Annotated in this window: 14 protein-coding genes and 1 pseudogene; 8 read left to right on the top strand and 7 right to left on the bottom strand. The window is 65.1% G+C overall.

Annotation, left to right across the window (positions count from 1 at the left end; all coding sequences use genetic code 11):
• The 3 genes from EOA28_RS08300 to EOA28_RS08310 form a co-directional block, all read right to left on the bottom strand.
• Window positions 1-356: DUF429 domain-containing protein (locus tag EOA28_RS08300; RefSeq protein ID WP_128314804.1), on the bottom strand; the 356-nt coding region annotated here is incomplete at its 3' end.
• Window positions 353-1,237, bottom strand: a complete 885-nt coding sequence (pdxY, locus tag EOA28_RS08305; RefSeq protein ID WP_042645579.1) for a pyridoxal kinase PdxY — start codon at window positions 1,235-1,237, stop codon at window positions 353-355. The genes pdxY and EOA28_RS08300, both read right to left, overlap by 4 nt.
• Window positions 1,238-1,249: 12 nt before the next feature.
• Window positions 1,250-1,501: a hypothetical protein gene (locus EOA28_RS08310; protein WP_127251628.1), complete on the bottom strand. Its 252-nt coding sequence runs from the start codon at window positions 1,499-1,501 to the stop codon at window positions 1,250-1,252.
• Window positions 1,502-1,654: 153 nt separating this feature from the next.
• On the opposite strand from EOA28_RS08310, the gene EOA28_RS08315 reads away from it, so the two are divergent.
• The 5 genes from EOA28_RS08315 (at window position 1,655) to ppa (ending at window position 5,344) form a co-directional block, all read left to right on the top strand.
• Window positions 1,655-2,299, top strand: a complete 645-nt coding sequence (locus EOA28_RS08315) for a LemA family protein (RefSeq protein ID WP_127251629.1) — start codon at window positions 1,655-1,657, stop codon at window positions 2,297-2,299.
• Window positions 2,300-2,521: 222 nt separating this feature from the next.
• Entirely contained in the window at window positions 2,522-3,316 is a 795-nt protein-coding gene (locus tag EOA28_RS08325; protein ID WP_245463416.1) for a YgcG family protein, read from the top strand.
• A gap of 6 nt (window positions 3,317-3,322) precedes the next feature.
• A complete protein-coding gene (locus EOA28_RS08330; RefSeq protein ID WP_128314805.1) occupies window positions 3,323-3,961 on the top strand; it encodes a TPM domain-containing protein in 639 nt (212 codons plus the stop codon).
• Between the two features lie 216 nt (window positions 3,962-4,177).
• Window positions 4,178-4,687 carry a GNAT family N-acetyltransferase gene (locus tag EOA28_RS08335; RefSeq protein ID WP_127251632.1) on the top strand — a complete coding sequence of 170 codons (510 nt, stop codon included), beginning with the start codon at window positions 4,178-4,180 and terminating at the stop codon, window positions 4,685-4,687.
• A 123-nt stretch (window positions 4,688-4,810) separates the two neighbouring features.
• Window positions 4,811-5,344 (top strand): inorganic diphosphatase, encoded by a 534-nt coding sequence (ppa, locus tag EOA28_RS08340; protein ID WP_126063718.1) that lies wholly within the window; start codon window positions 4,811-4,813, stop codon window positions 5,342-5,344.
• Between the two features lie 42 nt (window positions 5,345-5,386).
• On the opposite strand, the gene EOA28_RS08345 is transcribed toward ppa, so the two are convergent.
• The 4 genes from EOA28_RS08345 to EOA28_RS08360 form a co-directional block, all read right to left on the bottom strand.
• Entirely contained in the window at window positions 5,387-6,334 is a 948-nt protein-coding gene (locus EOA28_RS08345; RefSeq protein WP_127251633.1) for an ABC transporter permease, read from the bottom strand.
• Window positions 6,335-6,336: 2 nt separating this feature from the next.
• On the bottom strand, window positions 6,337-7,314 hold the full coding sequence (locus tag EOA28_RS08350; protein WP_189341980.1) for an ABC transporter permease: 978 nt from the start codon (window positions 7,312-7,314) through the stop codon (window positions 6,337-6,339).
• Between the two features lies 1 nt (window position 7,315).
• Window positions 7,316-8,779, bottom strand: coding sequence for a sugar ABC transporter ATP-binding protein (locus tag EOA28_RS08355; RefSeq protein ID WP_127251635.1), 1,464 nt, complete (start codon window positions 8,777-8,779; stop codon window positions 7,316-7,318).
• Window positions 8,780-8,925: 146 nt separating this feature from the next.
• On the bottom strand, window positions 8,926-9,939 hold the full coding sequence (locus EOA28_RS08360) for an ABC transporter substrate-binding protein (protein WP_042645570.1): 1,014 nt from the start codon (window positions 9,937-9,939) through the stop codon (window positions 8,926-8,928).
• A 197-nt stretch (window positions 9,940-10,136) separates the two neighbouring features.
• Here EOA28_RS08360 and EOA28_RS08365 point away from each other — a divergent pair, with 197 nt between their 5' ends.
• From EOA28_RS08365 to EOA28_RS08375, 3 genes and pseudogenes are all read left to right on the top strand, one after another.
• Entirely contained in the window at window positions 10,137-12,554 is a 2,418-nt protein-coding gene (locus tag EOA28_RS08365) for a glucan 1,4-alpha-glucosidase (RefSeq protein WP_127251636.1), read from the top strand.
• Between the two features lie 33 nt (window positions 12,555-12,587).
• Window positions 12,588-13,601 (top strand): phosphogluconate dehydrogenase (NAD(+)-dependent, decarboxylating), encoded by a 1,014-nt coding sequence (gene gnd, locus EOA28_RS08370; protein ID WP_127251637.1) that lies wholly within the window; start codon window positions 12,588-12,590, stop codon window positions 13,599-13,601.
• A 13-nt stretch (window positions 13,602-13,614) separates the two neighbouring features.
• Window positions 13,615-13,946: pseudogene (locus EOA28_RS08375) on the top strand (glucose-6-phosphate dehydrogenase); the annotation flags it as partial.

Raw genomic sequence — 13,946 nt, forward strand, 5'->3', positions numbered from 1 at the left:
GTCCCCATGGCCACCGCGCTCGCCCGCCGCTGCGCCGCATACCAGGCTTCGATCGTGGTGAAGTCGCTGGTGTCGGCATAGAGCGCCGCGCGCGAGGGGATGGCGAACACGCTCGATTGCCGCGCGCCGATCAGCGGCCGCACCAGCGCCTCCGGCCCGCGGCCGCCCTTGCTTGAAAAATCCGGCAGGCCGATCGGCATGTCGACGGCGATCAATGCATCGGGCAGCGCATCGAGCAGCACCTGGAGGCTCGGGAAGACCGAGACGGACGGCGCGGCGTCCGCTTCGCGGTGGACGGCGATCCAGCCGGCCTTGCAGCCGTCGACGCCGGCCAGCGCGTGGCCGACCAGTTTCACGCCCGCTTGTCCCGCCCGGGATGCAGCAGATGGCGCAGCTGCACCATGGCCATTGGATGCGACAGGCTCTGGGCGTCGGTTTCGAGCTGCAGCTCGTCGCCGCCGCGCTTCGCGGTGCGCGCGAGAATCTCGTAAACGGCCGCCGTGGTCGATTGCAGCGCCTTGACCGGCGCCTGGCCGGAGAGAATCCGCGCCAGATAGACCGCGGCCGTCAGGTCGCCTAGCCCGTTCGGCGGCCTCTCGATCACACGGTGCTCCGCAAGCAGCGCCTGGCTGCCGTCGAGCAGGAAATTGCCGATGCCGCCCGCCATCATCGCCGGCGCCGAGGTCACCAGCATTGTGGACGGACCGGCATGAAGCGCGGCCGCCGTCACCGCCTTGATGTCGGGCAGCGGCGCGCCGGCCATCCATTCCAGCTCATAGCGGTTCGGCGTCGCGATGTCCGCGATCGGCATCAATTTGTCGCGCATGGCGGCGGCCGTCGATTCCGGCACGTAGAGCCCGCCGGAATCGCCCATCACCGGATCGCAGACGTAAAGCGCGTTCGGGGTCTTTTCCTTGACGGCGGCGACGAGCGAGGCAACGGCTTCCGCCTGGCCCGCTTCGCCGAGATAGCCCGAAAGCACGGCCCGCACCTCGCCCAGCCAGGGCGCCCGCTCGAGATCGGCCATCAGCGCCTTGAACTGGTCGAGCGGCGGCACGATGCGCGTGGCTCGGCTGTGCCCCGGATGCCAGGGCAGGATGACGGTCGGCACTGCCCAGACCGGGAAACCCAGCGTCTCCAGCGCGAACACCGCGGCGCGATTGCCGACCGAGCCCCGGGCGACATGGCTGGAGATGACGATGACCGCGCGCGGCGCGTCGGTTTTTTCTGCATTCATGAGGCTTGATTCCTAACCGCCACGCGTGGCGGCATACACCAGCCAGGCCAATAGCCCAATGGCAATGACGAAGCCGAGCGTTCGGCCAATGCGGGTTCCCCAATATTCGATGGGATCGGTGCGGTCCGTGTCGGCGGCGGTGACGCGGTCGCGGGCATCCTTCGCCGCGCGGGTGATGAACGACGCGCCGCCTGGGGACGTTTCCTGTTGCACGCGTTCGAGGATGCGGCGCGATTCGGCCTCGTCGTCCCGGCGCTCTGCCATGGCAATTGTCCTTTCCGGCCCGCAGCTTAACTTGTTCGCGCCGCCATTCACAGTGGCTCACGGCTGAACCGGGACCGGCGTCATGCGCCGGACATTTTCTTGCGCGTGGATTGTGGTAATGCTTCGCATGCAACTTCTGTCGAGGGACCATTCATGATTACCGAGCGCCTCTCACCACCTTCCGTCTTCCGCAATCTGCCCGCCTTCCTGGTGATGGCTTTCGTGCTGCCGCTGCTTGCCGGCTGCGGCTACAACACCATTCCGACCGCGGAAGAGAACGCCAGGGCGGCCTGGAGCGAGGTGCTCAATCAGTATCAGCGCCGTTCCGATCTGATCCCGAACCTTGTCGAGACGGTGAAGGGCTATGCCTCGCACGAGAAGGACACGCTCGACGCGGTCGTTCAGGCGCGCGCCAAGGCGACGCAGATCACCGTGACCCCGGAGACGCTGAAGGACCCGGACGCGCTGAAGAAGTTCCAGGATGCCCAGGCCGGACTGACCAGCGCGCTGTCGCGTCTGATCGCGGTCTCGGAAGCCTATCCCGACCTCAAGGCCAACCAGAATTTCCTCGCGCTGCAGGCGCAGCTCGAAGGCACCGAGAACCGCATCGCGGTTGCGCGGCGCGACTACATCCAGGCGGTGAGGGACTACAATCTGACGCTGAAGACCTTCCCGTCCGTGCTGTGGGCGACCTTCTGGTTCCGCGGCAACGAGCCCTTCGCCAACTTCACCGTCGACGAGGACAAGATGCAGGTGCCGAAGGTCAATTTCGGCACCAGCACGAAGCAGGGCGGGTGAGCGGCGATTTAATCGAGCCTGTCAGCTTTGCGTTCCTTCGCGCCCCCCTCTGGCCTGCCGGCCATCTCCCCCACAAGGGGGGAGATTGGATGTCACGTTGGCTTTCGCCAAGCTCCAACGTCTGAAAGGGCTAGCCGGCGGCCGAACCGCCAATCTCCCCCCTCGTGGGGGAGATGGCCGGCAGGCCAGAGGGGGGCGCGACAGAATGCCTTCATTGGCGTTTTGCTGAGCTTCTGCCTTTTCCTCCTCCCCTTCGTCGCCTTCGCCGCCGACCTCCCCGCGCTGACCGGCCGCGTTGTCGACAATGCCGGCATCATCGATGCCGGCACCCGCGCGGCGCTGACCCAGAAGCTCGCCGACTTCGAGACCAAGGGCTCCGACCAGATCGTCGTCGCCACCATCCCCAGCCTCGGCGGCGAGGAGATCGAGCCTTACGCCAACCGGCTGTTCCGCTTTTGGAAGCTCGGCCAGGCCAAGGAAAACAACGGTGTGCTGCTCTTGGTCGCGCCGAACGACCGCAAGATGCGTATCGAGGTCGGCTATGGGCTCGAAGGCACGCTGACCGACCTGCACACCAAGCTGATCATCGAGAACGACATGGTGCCGGCCTTCCGCGCCGGTGACTTCTCCGGCGGCATCACCAAGGCCGTCGACGACATGATCATGGTGCTGGAGGGCAATCCCGAAGAACTGGAGGCGCGCGGCAAGCGCAACGAGCAGGCGCCGTTCAATTCCGACGACCTGTTCTTCGCCATTTTCATCACCATCTGGGCGCTGATCTTCTTCGGCGGCATAGCGATGACGGTGTTGCCGCCGATCTTCGGCCAGAAGATCGGGCCGGGCCGCTACCGCTGGCTCGGCATGACTTTCGATCAGAACCGGCGTTCTTCCTCGGGCGGCTGGTCGTCTGGGGGCGGCGGCTGGTCGTCAGGCGGCGGTGGCTGGTCCTCGGGCGGCGGCGGATTTTCCGGCGGCGGCGGTTCGTCCGGCGGCGGCGGCTCTTCGGGAAGCTGGTGAGGCACCATGGCAACGCGACCGATCAGCGCCGAGGATCATGACCGCATCGCCGAGGCGATCCGCACCGCCGAATTGAAGACCGACGGCGAGATCTACTGCGTCGTCGCTCGCGCCAGCGAGGGCTACTTCTTTCCGGCCGCGTTCACCACGACAATCGGCCTGTTCATCGCCAGCCTCGCCGTCGCCTACGGGCTGGAGGGCTTGTGGCTGACCATCCGGCTGCCGCATTTCGTGCTGGCGCAACTGTTGGCGCTGGCCTCGGTGTTCGCCCTGCTCTGGTTCCTGCCCGCCTTGCGCATGCATTTCGTGCCGCGAAGGCTGCGCTATCAGGCCGCGCACGCCAACGCGATGAAGCAGTTCCTGGCGCGCAACGTCCACCGCACGCAGGCGCGCACTGGCGTGCTCATCTTCGTCTCCATCGCCGAGCGCTATGCCGAGGTCGTTGCCGATTCCGGCATCGACGCCAAGGTCGGCCAGCATGTCTGGGACGGCGTTGTGCGCGACCTGACCAAACATGCCGGCGACAACCGGCTGGCCGACGGCTTCGTCAAAGCTGTCGCCACGGTTGGCGCCGTGCTCGCCGAGCATTTCCCGGTCACGGAAGGCGACACCAACGAGCTCGACGATCATCTCGTCGAGATCTGACCAGAGCATGATGCCGAAAAGCGTGAAGCGGTTTTCGGATGACATCATGCTCTATCTCTTGGATCTAGAAAAGGATTCAGATTTCAGGTCGAACAGACCCGAAATCATCCGGCTCTAGGCCTCGTCGGCGGACGCACCTTCAGCCTGTGCGAAAGCGTCGAGACGTGTTGGGGGACTCTTTGCAATCGCCCGATGCGGGTTTATGGTTAACCAATCATGAACACGCTGACCATTGACATCCGGAAGGCAGAGCCGCGCGACGCGAGCGCCATCGCCGAGGTGCACCAGCAGGCTTGGCGCGGCGCCTATTCCGGCATCATCCCGCACCGCACGCTGACCTCGATGATCAACCGCCGCGGCGTCGACTGGTGGGCCAACGCGATTCGCCGCGCCGCCACCGTGCTGGTTGTCGAGATCGGCGGGACCGTCGCCGGCTATGCGACGATCGGCAAGAACCGCGCCCGCGAGCTCAGGCAGCAGGGCGAGATCTACGAGCTCTATCTGCGGCCCGAATATCAGGGCATCGGGCTCGGCAGCCGCCTGTTCAAGGCGGCCAGGGCCAGGCTTGCCGACCACGGCCTGCGCGGCCTTGTGGTGTGGGCGCTGGAAGACAACCACAACGCCCTGGCCTTCTATGCCGGCAATGGCGGCCGCGATATCGCCGAAGGCGTCGAGGTCTTCGAGCAGAAGGCGCTGAAGAAGGTCGCTTTCGTCTGGAACGATTAGCGTCGCCTAAGTTACAGGCGATCACAAACTGTGCGATTCCATTAGCGTCCGGCACTATTCGACGCATTGCACCATGACGCGTCCCCCGCTATCGGTCTTTTCAATCGAAAGAGGGATTTAGCCATGCGTATCGAAGCCGTGCCGATCGGGAAGAACCCGCCCGACGACATCAACGTCATCATCGAGGTGCCGATCGGCGGCGAACCGATCAAATACGAGATGGACAAGGAGGCCGGCACCTTGTTCGTCGACCGCTTCCTGCACACCTCCATGCGCTATCCCGGCAATTACGGCTTTGTGCCGCACACACTGTCGGGCGACGGCGACCCGATCGATGTTCTGGTCTGCAACACCCGCGCGCTGGTGCCGGGCTGCGTCATCAATGTGCGGCCGATCGGTGTGCTGATCATGGAAGACAATGCCGGCCAGGACGAGAAGGTGATCGCCGTCCCCTCGCCCAAGCTGACGCTGCGCTACGAGAACGTCACCGAATACACGCATCTGCCGGAAATCACGCGACAGCAGGTGCAGCACTTCTTCGAGCACTACAAGGATCTCGAGCCCGGCAAATGGGTCAAGATCGAGGGCTGGCACGATTCCAAATACGCCAAGAAGATGATCGTCGACGCGATCGCGCGGGCAAAGGCAGCGAAATAGCGCGAACCGCTTGCCTCATCGGGAGATGGCCGGCGGAAGCTGTTACCGCGCGGCCTTCTCGCCGCCGGCAGCCGTGATTACGCCGACGATGATCAGCCCAGTCAGCACCAGCCGCACGCCGGCGCTGACGCCGAAGGTGTTGAGCATGGTGAGCAGCAGCACCAGGAACAGGCCGGCGCCCCAGACGCCCGGCACGTTCGCCTTGCCGCCGGCGACCGAGGTGCCGCCGATGACGACGACCGCGATCGAGGCGAGCAGGTATTCGTTGCCGATATCGACATTGGCGCCGCGGAAGTAACCGGCGAGCAGCGCCCCGTCGATGCCGCCCAGCGCCCCGCACAGCGTGTAGGTGAGGAAGCGGATGCGGCCGACATGGACGCCGGCCAGCCAGGCGGCGCGGATGTTCTGGCCGATCGCCAGCACCGAGCGGCCGTAGATCATGCGCTGCAGCGCAAGTGCGGCGCCGATCGTGAACAGCACAGTCAGCATCGCCAGCACGGGTATGCCCAGCACCTGCCAATTTGTGAAGTCGGCGAAGCCCGGCGGCGGCTTGATCTGCAGGCCGCGGCCGTAGCTGATGTCGACCGACTGGATGATGAAGCTCGCTGACAGCGTCGCGATGATCGGCGGGATGCGCAGTGCCCAGATCAAGAGATAGTTGATGACACCGATCGCCGCCCCGCAGGCAAGTGCGGCAAGCAGCCCGACGACGATCATCGAATCGCTGCCGCCCATCACCTTCATGGCGACCGCGCTGGCCAGGCCGATATTGGCCGGCAGCGACAGGTCGACATTGCCGGGTCCCAGCGTGATGACGAACATCTGGCCTACGCCGACGATGACGGTGAAGACGGCGAGCGAAAGTGCTGCAGTGACCATGCCGCCGGCGCCATAGCCGCCGGTGAAGGCGACGGTCGCCAGCCAGACGACGAGCGCGCCGGCGAAGGACCAGATCCAGGGTTTTTCAAGCAGCATCCGCACCGAGGTCATCGCTACCGCTCCCTGCGGCTGATCAGCACGCGCGCCGCCAGCACGATGATCAGGATCGCGCCATTGGCGGCGACCTGCCAGTCGGGCGGGATGTGCATGAAGGTCAAAAGCGGCGAGGCCGCGAGCGCCAGCGTCAAAGCGCCGAGCACCGCGCCGATCGGCGACACGCGGCCGCCCACGAACTCGCCGCCGCCGAGGATGACGCCGGCGATCGAGAGCAGCGTGTAGCCATTGCCGATATTGGCGTCGGCCGACGTAGTGATGCCGATCAGCGCCATGCCCGACAGAACGCCGAACACGCCGGTCAGCGCGAACAGCACGATCTTTGTCTTGAGCAGCGACCAGCCGGCGCGCCTCAGCGCCGCGGCATTGCCGCCGGAGCCGCGCAGGATGACGCCATAAGAGGTGCGCATCAGGCCGAAATGCACGACCGCGGCGATGATCAGCGCGGCAAGGATCGGGAACGGGATATAAGGTGGCTTGAAGGACATGATCGAAAGCAGCCAGTCCGGCGCCTTGCCTCCGGGCTTGGGCAGGACGAGGATGGCAAGCCCCTGCCAGACGAAGCTCATGCCGAGCGTCACCACGATCGACGGCAAATTGCGCAGGTAAATGAGCGCGCCGAGCAAGGCATAAACGCCGATCGAGCCGAGCAGCACGACAATGCCGATGAACGGCGCGTCGCGCAGCCAGGTCGCGGTGACGCAGCCGACGAAGCCGACGAACGTTCCAATTGACAGGTCGAGCTCGTTGCCGGCGATGACGAACATCTGCGCGATCGTCGCCAGCGCGATCGGGATCGCCAGATTGAGCATCAGGTTGAAGCCGAAATAGCTGATGGCGCGCGGGTTGAGCCAGGCGATCGCCATCAGCACCAGCGCCAGCGACAAGGCCGGCAAAAGGCCGCGCAGCAGGCGCGCCCTGGCGGCGCTGCCGCGTGGCGAGGATTTCGGGAGCGTTCCGGGAGCGATCGCGGTCATGTCAGGCCGCATCGCCGAACGAGGACTGGATGATCTTTTCCTCCGTCAGCTCGTCGCGGCCGAGATTGGCGACGATGCGACCGTTCTTGAAGACATAGACATGGTCGCAATTGTCGAGCTCTTCGGTCTCGGTCGTGTACCAGAGGAAGGTGCGGCCCTTGGCGGCTTCCTCGCGCACGAGGTCGTAGACTTCCAGCTTGGTGCCGATATCGACGCCGCGCATCGGGTCGTCCATCAGCACGATCTCGGCGTCGGAGCCGAGCGCGCGGGCAAACAGCGCCTTCTGCTGGTTGCCGCCCGACAGCGAATAGATGTTGTTGTTCATGTCCGGCGTGCGGATGCCGATCTTGTTCTTCCAGGATTCGGCGAGCTCCGTCTCGCGCTGCGGCGAGATCAGCAGGCCGTTGCGCAGCTTGGCCAGCGAGCGGATGCCGATATTCTGCGCGATCGACCATTGCGAAAAGATGCCGTCCGATTGGCGGTCGCCCGCGACCAGCGCCACGGGCGCCGTCACCTCGATGCCAGTCCTGGCGCGGGCGGCCGCCGAGAAGATCGCCAGCAAAAGGTCGGTCTGGCCATGGCCGGCAAGCCCGGCGAGGCCGATGATCTCGCCGGCCCGGGCGACAAGCTCCTTGCCGTCCTGCTGCCTCGCCGGGCGCGCCCGCACCTTGAGCGCGCCAGGCTCGGTCTTGCGGACCTCGGCGGCGGCCTTGTGATGCCCTTCGGCGCCACCCATGGCGGCGACGAGCTTGTCGCGGTCGAAGGCATCGGCGGCATCGGCCGCGACCACCTTGCCGTCGCGCATCACCACGATGCGGTCGGCGTTCTGCAGCACCTCGCCCAGCACATGCGAGATCAGGATGCAGCTGCCGCCCTGCTCGACGAAGCGGCGAACGAAGGAAAGCAACTGGCCTGCTGTGTGCGCGTCGAGCGACGAGGTCGGTTCGTCTAGGATGACCAGATGCAGCGGCTCGCGGGTCAGCGTGAAGGCGCGCGCCACCTCGACCATCTGCCGCCTTCCGATCGACAGGTCGCCGGCAATGTCGTCCGCCGAAATGCCATGATCCGGGAAGATCTCGTCGAGCTTGGCGCAGATGAGATCGGCCGCCCTGCGCCGCCAGCCGAAACCGGCGAGCGAGGGATGATTGATACGCGTGTTCTCGGCGATGCTGAGGTTGGGGCAGAGCGACAGTTCCTGGAACACGCAGCGTATGCCGAGTTCCAGCGCGCGCGCCACGGAATAGCTGGCCTCTTCGTTGCCGCGCACCGCGATCTGTCCGCCATCCGGCCGCAGCGTGCCGGCCACCATATGCATGAGCGTCGACTTGCCGGCGCCGTTATGCCCGACCAGCCCGACGCATTCGCCGGCGCCGACATGGAAGTCGACGCCGTTGAGCGCACGAACGGCGCCGAAATGCTTTTCGGCGCCGTTCAGCCTGACGATGTCGGTGTTTGCCTTGAGCATGCTCAACGATACCCGGCTGGCGATGCGTGCGGCAATGCGATCATAAAAGTGGGATGCCCCTTCTTCGAAGCGTCATCCCACTTTGTCCCTTGTTTGAGCATGATCTTTTCCGAAAACCGCCGCACACTTTTCGGGATCATGCCCTATTACTTGATATTTGCCTTGATCGCCGCGATAGCCTCTTCCTGCGTGTATTCGTGCGTGGCGACACCGCCTTCCTTGATCTTCGGCAGCGCGGCCTCGAAATCGTCCTGGGTGAAAGCGAGATAGGGCACCAGGAGGTCGTGCGGAATGTCCTTGCGTCCGTCGAGCACCTGCTGCGCCACCCAGAAGGCCAGCGTCGACACGCCGGGCGCGATCGAAGCCGACCAGGTCTTGTAGCCGTCCTTCTCCTTCTGCTCCTTCCACCACTTCAGCTCGTCCTGGCGGTTGCCCATGATGATGGTCGGGCGCGGCTTGTTGGCGGCTGCGAAGGCTTGCGCCGCGCCATAGCCGTCGCCGCCCTGGTCGACGATGCCGACGACGTCGGGGAGCGAAGGCAGGATGGTCGCCACCGCTTTCTGCGCCGTCGTCTGGTCCCAGTCGCCGGTCACGGAGCCGACGATCTTGAACTCGGGATGAGCGGCTACGCCCTCGAGGATGCCGGCATGGATGGCGTCGTCGATCGAGGTGCCGGCCAGACCGCGGATTTCCAGCAGATTGCCGCCCTTGGGCTGGAACTTGGCCATCTGCTCGACTTCCTGCTTGCCCATGTCCTTGAAGTCGACGACGACCCGATAGGCGCAAGGCTCGGTCACGATGCCGTCAAAGGAGACGACGACGATGTTGGCATCGCAGGCCTGCTTGATGGCGCCGTTCAGCGCGTCGGGCGAGGCAGCGTTGATGACGATGGCGTCATAGCCCTGCAGGATCAGGTTCTGCACCTGCGCCGCCTGGGTCGGCACCTCCTTGTCGGCGGTGGTGAAGACATCCGCCGCGGCGACGATCTTGTCCTCGACCGCCTTCTTGGTGACGATGCCGTAACTGTCGAGCATCGCCTGGCGCCACGAATTGCCGGCGTAATTGTTGGAAAAGGCGATCTTCTTGCCGCTGGTGTCGGCAAGCGCGGTGCCCGAGGCGAGCATCGCCGCGAATGCACTCAATACGAGCAGTTTCTTCATGTCGGTTCCTCCCGAGGTTGCTGATCTTGACGAATGGCCGTGACGTGTAGCGCCTGTTTTTTATCTATTGTCAGACAAATTTCGAGGAACTGCAAGCTGTCAACGGCAAAGCTTGATGGGCCACCGATCAACTTGCGGTGCGACGATTGAAAAGCCTCCCGCTGATGGTCTAGGAACGCGGCAGAAGAGAGGTTTGGATGGCAGTAACGCCGACCGTTGCCAAAGGCGCGCCCGGGATTCCGGCGCGCTGGACATCAAGCGCCAAGAGCGGCGTCGGCACCGCCCTTTCGGCAAGGAGCCCGCTCTGGTTCACCACCAGTCACGGCATCCTGAATGAGATTTATTACCCGCGCCTCGACAGCGCCTGCACGCGCGACCTAGGGCTGATCGTCACCGGTCCGGACGGCTATTTTTCCGAAGAGAAGCGCGATGCGGCCCATGCCGTCGAACCGTTCGAGGACGGGGTGCCTGGCTACCGACTGACCAACACCGCATCCGACGGCGCGTACAAAATCGAGAAGCGACTCGTTACGGATTCGAAACGACCTGTCCTGCTCCAGGAAACAAGTTTCACCGCGATCAAGGGCCAGGCCGCCGACTATCGCGTCTACGCGCTGCTCGCGCCGCATCTCGTCAATGCCGGCATGGGCAACACCGCCTGGATCGGCGAGCATAAGGGGGAGCGTCTTCTGTTCGCCACCGGTCGCGGCGTCTCGCTGGCGCTTGCTTCATCCTTGCCCTGGGGCGCCTGCTCGGCCGGCTATGTCGGCTTTTCCGACGGCTGGCGGCAACTGCACGACAGCTGCGCGCTCGATCCTTCCTGTCATACGGCGGAAGACGGCAATGTCGCGCTCACCGGCGAGATCGGCTTTTCGGCCGGCAAGACGGTTGCGCTGCTGGCGCTCGGCTTCGGCGCTTCGCCGGAGGAAGCCGCCGACCTTGCGCTTGCGAGCCTGAAACAGGGTTTCGAGCCGGCCGCGAAAACCTATGTCGACAATTGGCGGACATTCCAGGCAAGGTTGGAAAAGCTCGACCGCCGCGCCGCCTCCGGTCTGAACACCTACCGCGCCAGCACGGCGGTGCTGGCGACACACCTGTCGGTCGCCAGGCCCGGCGCCGCGGTAGCCAGCCTGTCGATCCCCTGGGGCTTCAACAAGGGCGACGACGACCTCGGCGGCTATCACCTCGTCTGGCCGCGCGACCTGGTAGAGACGGCGGGCGGCTTCCTTGCCGCCGGCGACGGCAGGCAGGCGCTGCAGATCCTCGCCTATCTGCGTTCGATCCAGCAACCGGACGGCCACTGGCCGCAGAATGTCTGGTCCGACGGCACCGCCTATTGGCCGGGCATCCAGATGGACGAATGCGCCTTTCCGCTGCTGCTCGCCGACGCTCTGCGCCGCGCCGGCCATCTGCCGAAGTCGAAGCTCGCGGACTTCCTGGCCATGATCGAGAACGCGGCCGCCTATGTCGTGCGCAACGGCCCGGTCACCGGCGAGGACCGCTGGGAGGAGGATGCCGGCTACAGCCCCTTCACACTGGCCGTGGAGATAGCCGGGCTGCTTGCCGCGGCCGACATGCTCGATGCCTGCGGCAAAAATGAGCCGGCAAACTATCTGCGCGAGACCGCCGATTGCTGGAACGACCAGATCGAGCGCTGGACCTTTGTGACCGGCACTGAGGCGGGCGCCAAAGCGGGTGTCGAAGGCTACTATGTCCGCATCGCCCCGCCAGACGACGGCGGCGCCGCCTCGCCGAAGGACGGCTTCGTGCCGATCAAGAACCGGCCGCCGGCCGATACCGACGAGCCGGCGGAAGCCATCATCAGCCCGGACGCTTTGGCGCTGGTGCGTTTCGGCCTCAGAGCCGCGGACGACCCGCGCATCCTGAACACCGTCAAGGCGATCGACGCCGAGCTGCGCTGCGACCTGCCGCAAGGGCCGCTCTGGTACCGCTATACCGGCGACGGCTATGGCGAGCATGAGGATGGCTCGCCTTTCGACGGCACCGGCCAGGGACGGCCATGGCCGTTGCTTGCCGGCGAGCGCGCCCATTACGAGCTGGCCGCCGGCCGCAAGGACAAGGCCGCGCAGCTGCTGGAGACTTTCGAACGCTCGGCGGGCGTGGGCGGCCTTCTGCCGGAGCAGGTCTGGGATCGCCCCGACATGCCTGACCGCGAGCTGTGGCTGGGCAAGCCGTCCGGCAGCGCCATGCCGCTGGTCTGGGCGCATGCCGAACACATCAAGCTGTTGCGCTCGCTGCGCGACGGCGCCGTCTTCGACCTGCCGCCGCAGGGCGTCGAACGCTACATCAAGGGCAAGACGGTCTCGCCGCTGCGGACATGGCGCTTCAACAACAAGATCCGCGCCATCCCCGCCGGCAAGCTGTTGCGCGTCGAATTGTCGGCGCCTGGCGTCGTCCATTGGAGCAGCGACAAATGGCTGACGGTGCAGGACAGCAGGACGGTCGAAAACGCGTTCGGCATCCATCTGGTGGATTTGCCCGTTAACCGCCTGCAACCGGGAACCACCATCGTCTTCACTTTTTTCTGGCCGGAAGCGATGCGTTGGGAGAATGTCGACTTTACCGTCGCGATCGACCAACCAAACGGCCAGTGAATTCTTCTTTCCTCAAGCAATCGGGATGAAACCATGCAGATCGGAATGATGGGGCTGGGCAGGATGGGCGCCAATATGGTGCGGCGTCTGATGCGCGACGGCCATGAATGCGTCGTCTACGATATCAATTCGGCAAGCGTCGCCGGCATGGTCAAGGACGGCGCCGTGGGCGCTGCCTCGCTGGAAGAGTTCGTCGGCAAGCTCGCCAAGCCGCGCTGCGCCTGGCTGATGCTTCCGGCCGCGATCACCGGCAGGATCGTAGACCAGGTGGCGGCGCTGATGGAGCCGGGCGACATCATCATCGATGGCGGCAATTCCTACTACCACGATGCCGTCGACCTAGCGGCAAAGCTGGCGGTGAAGGGCATCAACTTCGTCGATGTCGGCACCAGCGGCGGCGTCTGGGGCCTTGAACGCGGCTACTGCCTGATGATCGGCGGCCCGGACGACGCGGTGAAGCACCTCGATTCGGTCTTCGCCACGCTGGCGCCGGGCCCGGACGCCGGAACCAGTCCCTCAAAGGACGATGGAACGGCGGCTTTCGGCTATCTGCATTGCGGCCCGAGCGGCGCCGGTCACTTCGTCAAGATGGTGCATAACGGCATCGAATATGGCGTCATGGCCGCCTATGCCGAGGGCATGAACATCCTGAAATCGGCCAATGCCGGCAAAAGGCAGCGCACGGCCGACGCAGAGACGAGCCCGCTCGAAAACCCGCAGTACTACCAGTTCGATATCGACCTGCCCCAGGTCGCCGAAGTCTGGCGGCATGGCAGCGTCATCGGTTCCTGGCTGCTCGATCTCACCGCCGGCGCGCTGAAGAGCGATCCGGCGCTCGCCCAGTTCGGCGGTCGCGTCTCCGACTCCGGCGAGGGACGCTGGACGCTGAAGGCGGCGATCGACACCGGCGTGCCGGCCCCGGTGCTGTCCTCGGCGCTGTTCGACCGCTTCTCCTCCCAAGGCGAATCGCAATTCGCCGACAAGCTCCTGTCCGCCATGCGCTATGCCTTCGGCGGCCATGTCGAAAAGCCGAAGACCGGCGCGTGAGGGGAGAGACGGCATGAGCCAGGAGAGGTCCGACACGCTGGTGCTTTTCGGAGCGACCGGCGACCTTGCGCACAAGAAAATATTCCCGGCGCTCTACCAGATGGTCGCCAAGGGAACGTTGGCCGAGCCGGTGATCGGCGTTGCCTTCGACCCTTGGGAGCTGCCCAAGCTGGTCGACCGCGCCCGCGACGGCATCGTCACCGCGCTGGGCGGCATCGACGACATGGTCTTTGCCAAGCTCGCCTCGCAGCTGCGCTATGTCAGCGGCGACTACCGCGACGGCGCCACCTTCGAGAAGCTGAGGACGGCGCTGGGTCCGGCGCAACACCCGCTGCACTATATGGC

The sequence above is a fragment of the Mesorhizobium sp. M2A.F.Ca.ET.067.02.1.1 genome, assembly GCF_004023285.1.
Classification (GTDB): Bacteria; Pseudomonadota; Alphaproteobacteria; order Rhizobiales; family Rhizobiaceae; genus Mesorhizobium.

What these genes read in the sequence shown, in the direction of transcription:
- gnd (WP_127251637.1), top strand. Translation starts at nt 12,588, where the DNA reads ATGCAGATCGGAATGATGGGGCTGGGCAGGATGGGCGCCAATATGGTG.
- EOA28_RS08360 (WP_042645570.1), bottom strand. Translation starts at nt 9,939, where the DNA reads ATGAAGAAACTGCTCGTATTGAGTGCATTCGCGGCGATGCTCGCCTCG.
- EOA28_RS08365 (WP_127251636.1), top strand. Translation starts at nt 10,137, where the DNA reads ATGGCAGTAACGCCGACCGTTGCCAAAGGCGCGCCCGGGATTCCGGCG.
- EOA28_RS08315 (WP_127251629.1), top strand. Translation starts at nt 1,655, where the DNA reads ATGATTACCGAGCGCCTCTCACCACCTTCCGTCTTCCGCAATCTGCCC.
- EOA28_RS08310 (WP_127251628.1), bottom strand. Translation starts at nt 1,501, where the DNA reads ATGGCAGAGCGCCGGGACGACGAGGCCGAATCGCGCCGCATCCTCGAA.
- ppa (WP_126063718.1), top strand. Translation starts at nt 4,811, where the DNA reads ATGCGTATCGAAGCCGTGCCGATCGGGAAGAACCCGCCCGACGACATC.
- EOA28_RS08350 (WP_189341980.1), bottom strand. Translation starts at nt 7,314, where the DNA reads ATGACCGCGATCGCTCCCGGAACGCTCCCGAAATCCTCGCCACGCGGC.
- EOA28_RS08355 (WP_127251635.1), bottom strand. Translation starts at nt 8,779, where the DNA reads ATGCTCAAGGCAAACACCGACATCGTCAGGCTGAACGGCGCCGAAAAG.
- EOA28_RS08345 (WP_127251633.1), bottom strand. Translation starts at nt 6,334, where the DNA reads ATGACCTCGGTGCGGATGCTGCTTGAAAAACCCTGGATCTGGTCCTTC.
- EOA28_RS08335 (WP_127251632.1), top strand. Translation starts at nt 4,178, where the DNA reads ATGAACACGCTGACCATTGACATCCGGAAGGCAGAGCCGCGCGACGCG.
- pdxY (WP_042645579.1), bottom strand. Translation starts at nt 1,237, where the DNA reads ATGAATGCAGAAAAAACCGACGCGCCGCGCGCGGTCATCGTCATCTCC.
- EOA28_RS08330 (WP_128314805.1), top strand. Translation starts at nt 3,323, where the DNA reads ATGGCAACGCGACCGATCAGCGCCGAGGATCATGACCGCATCGCCGAG.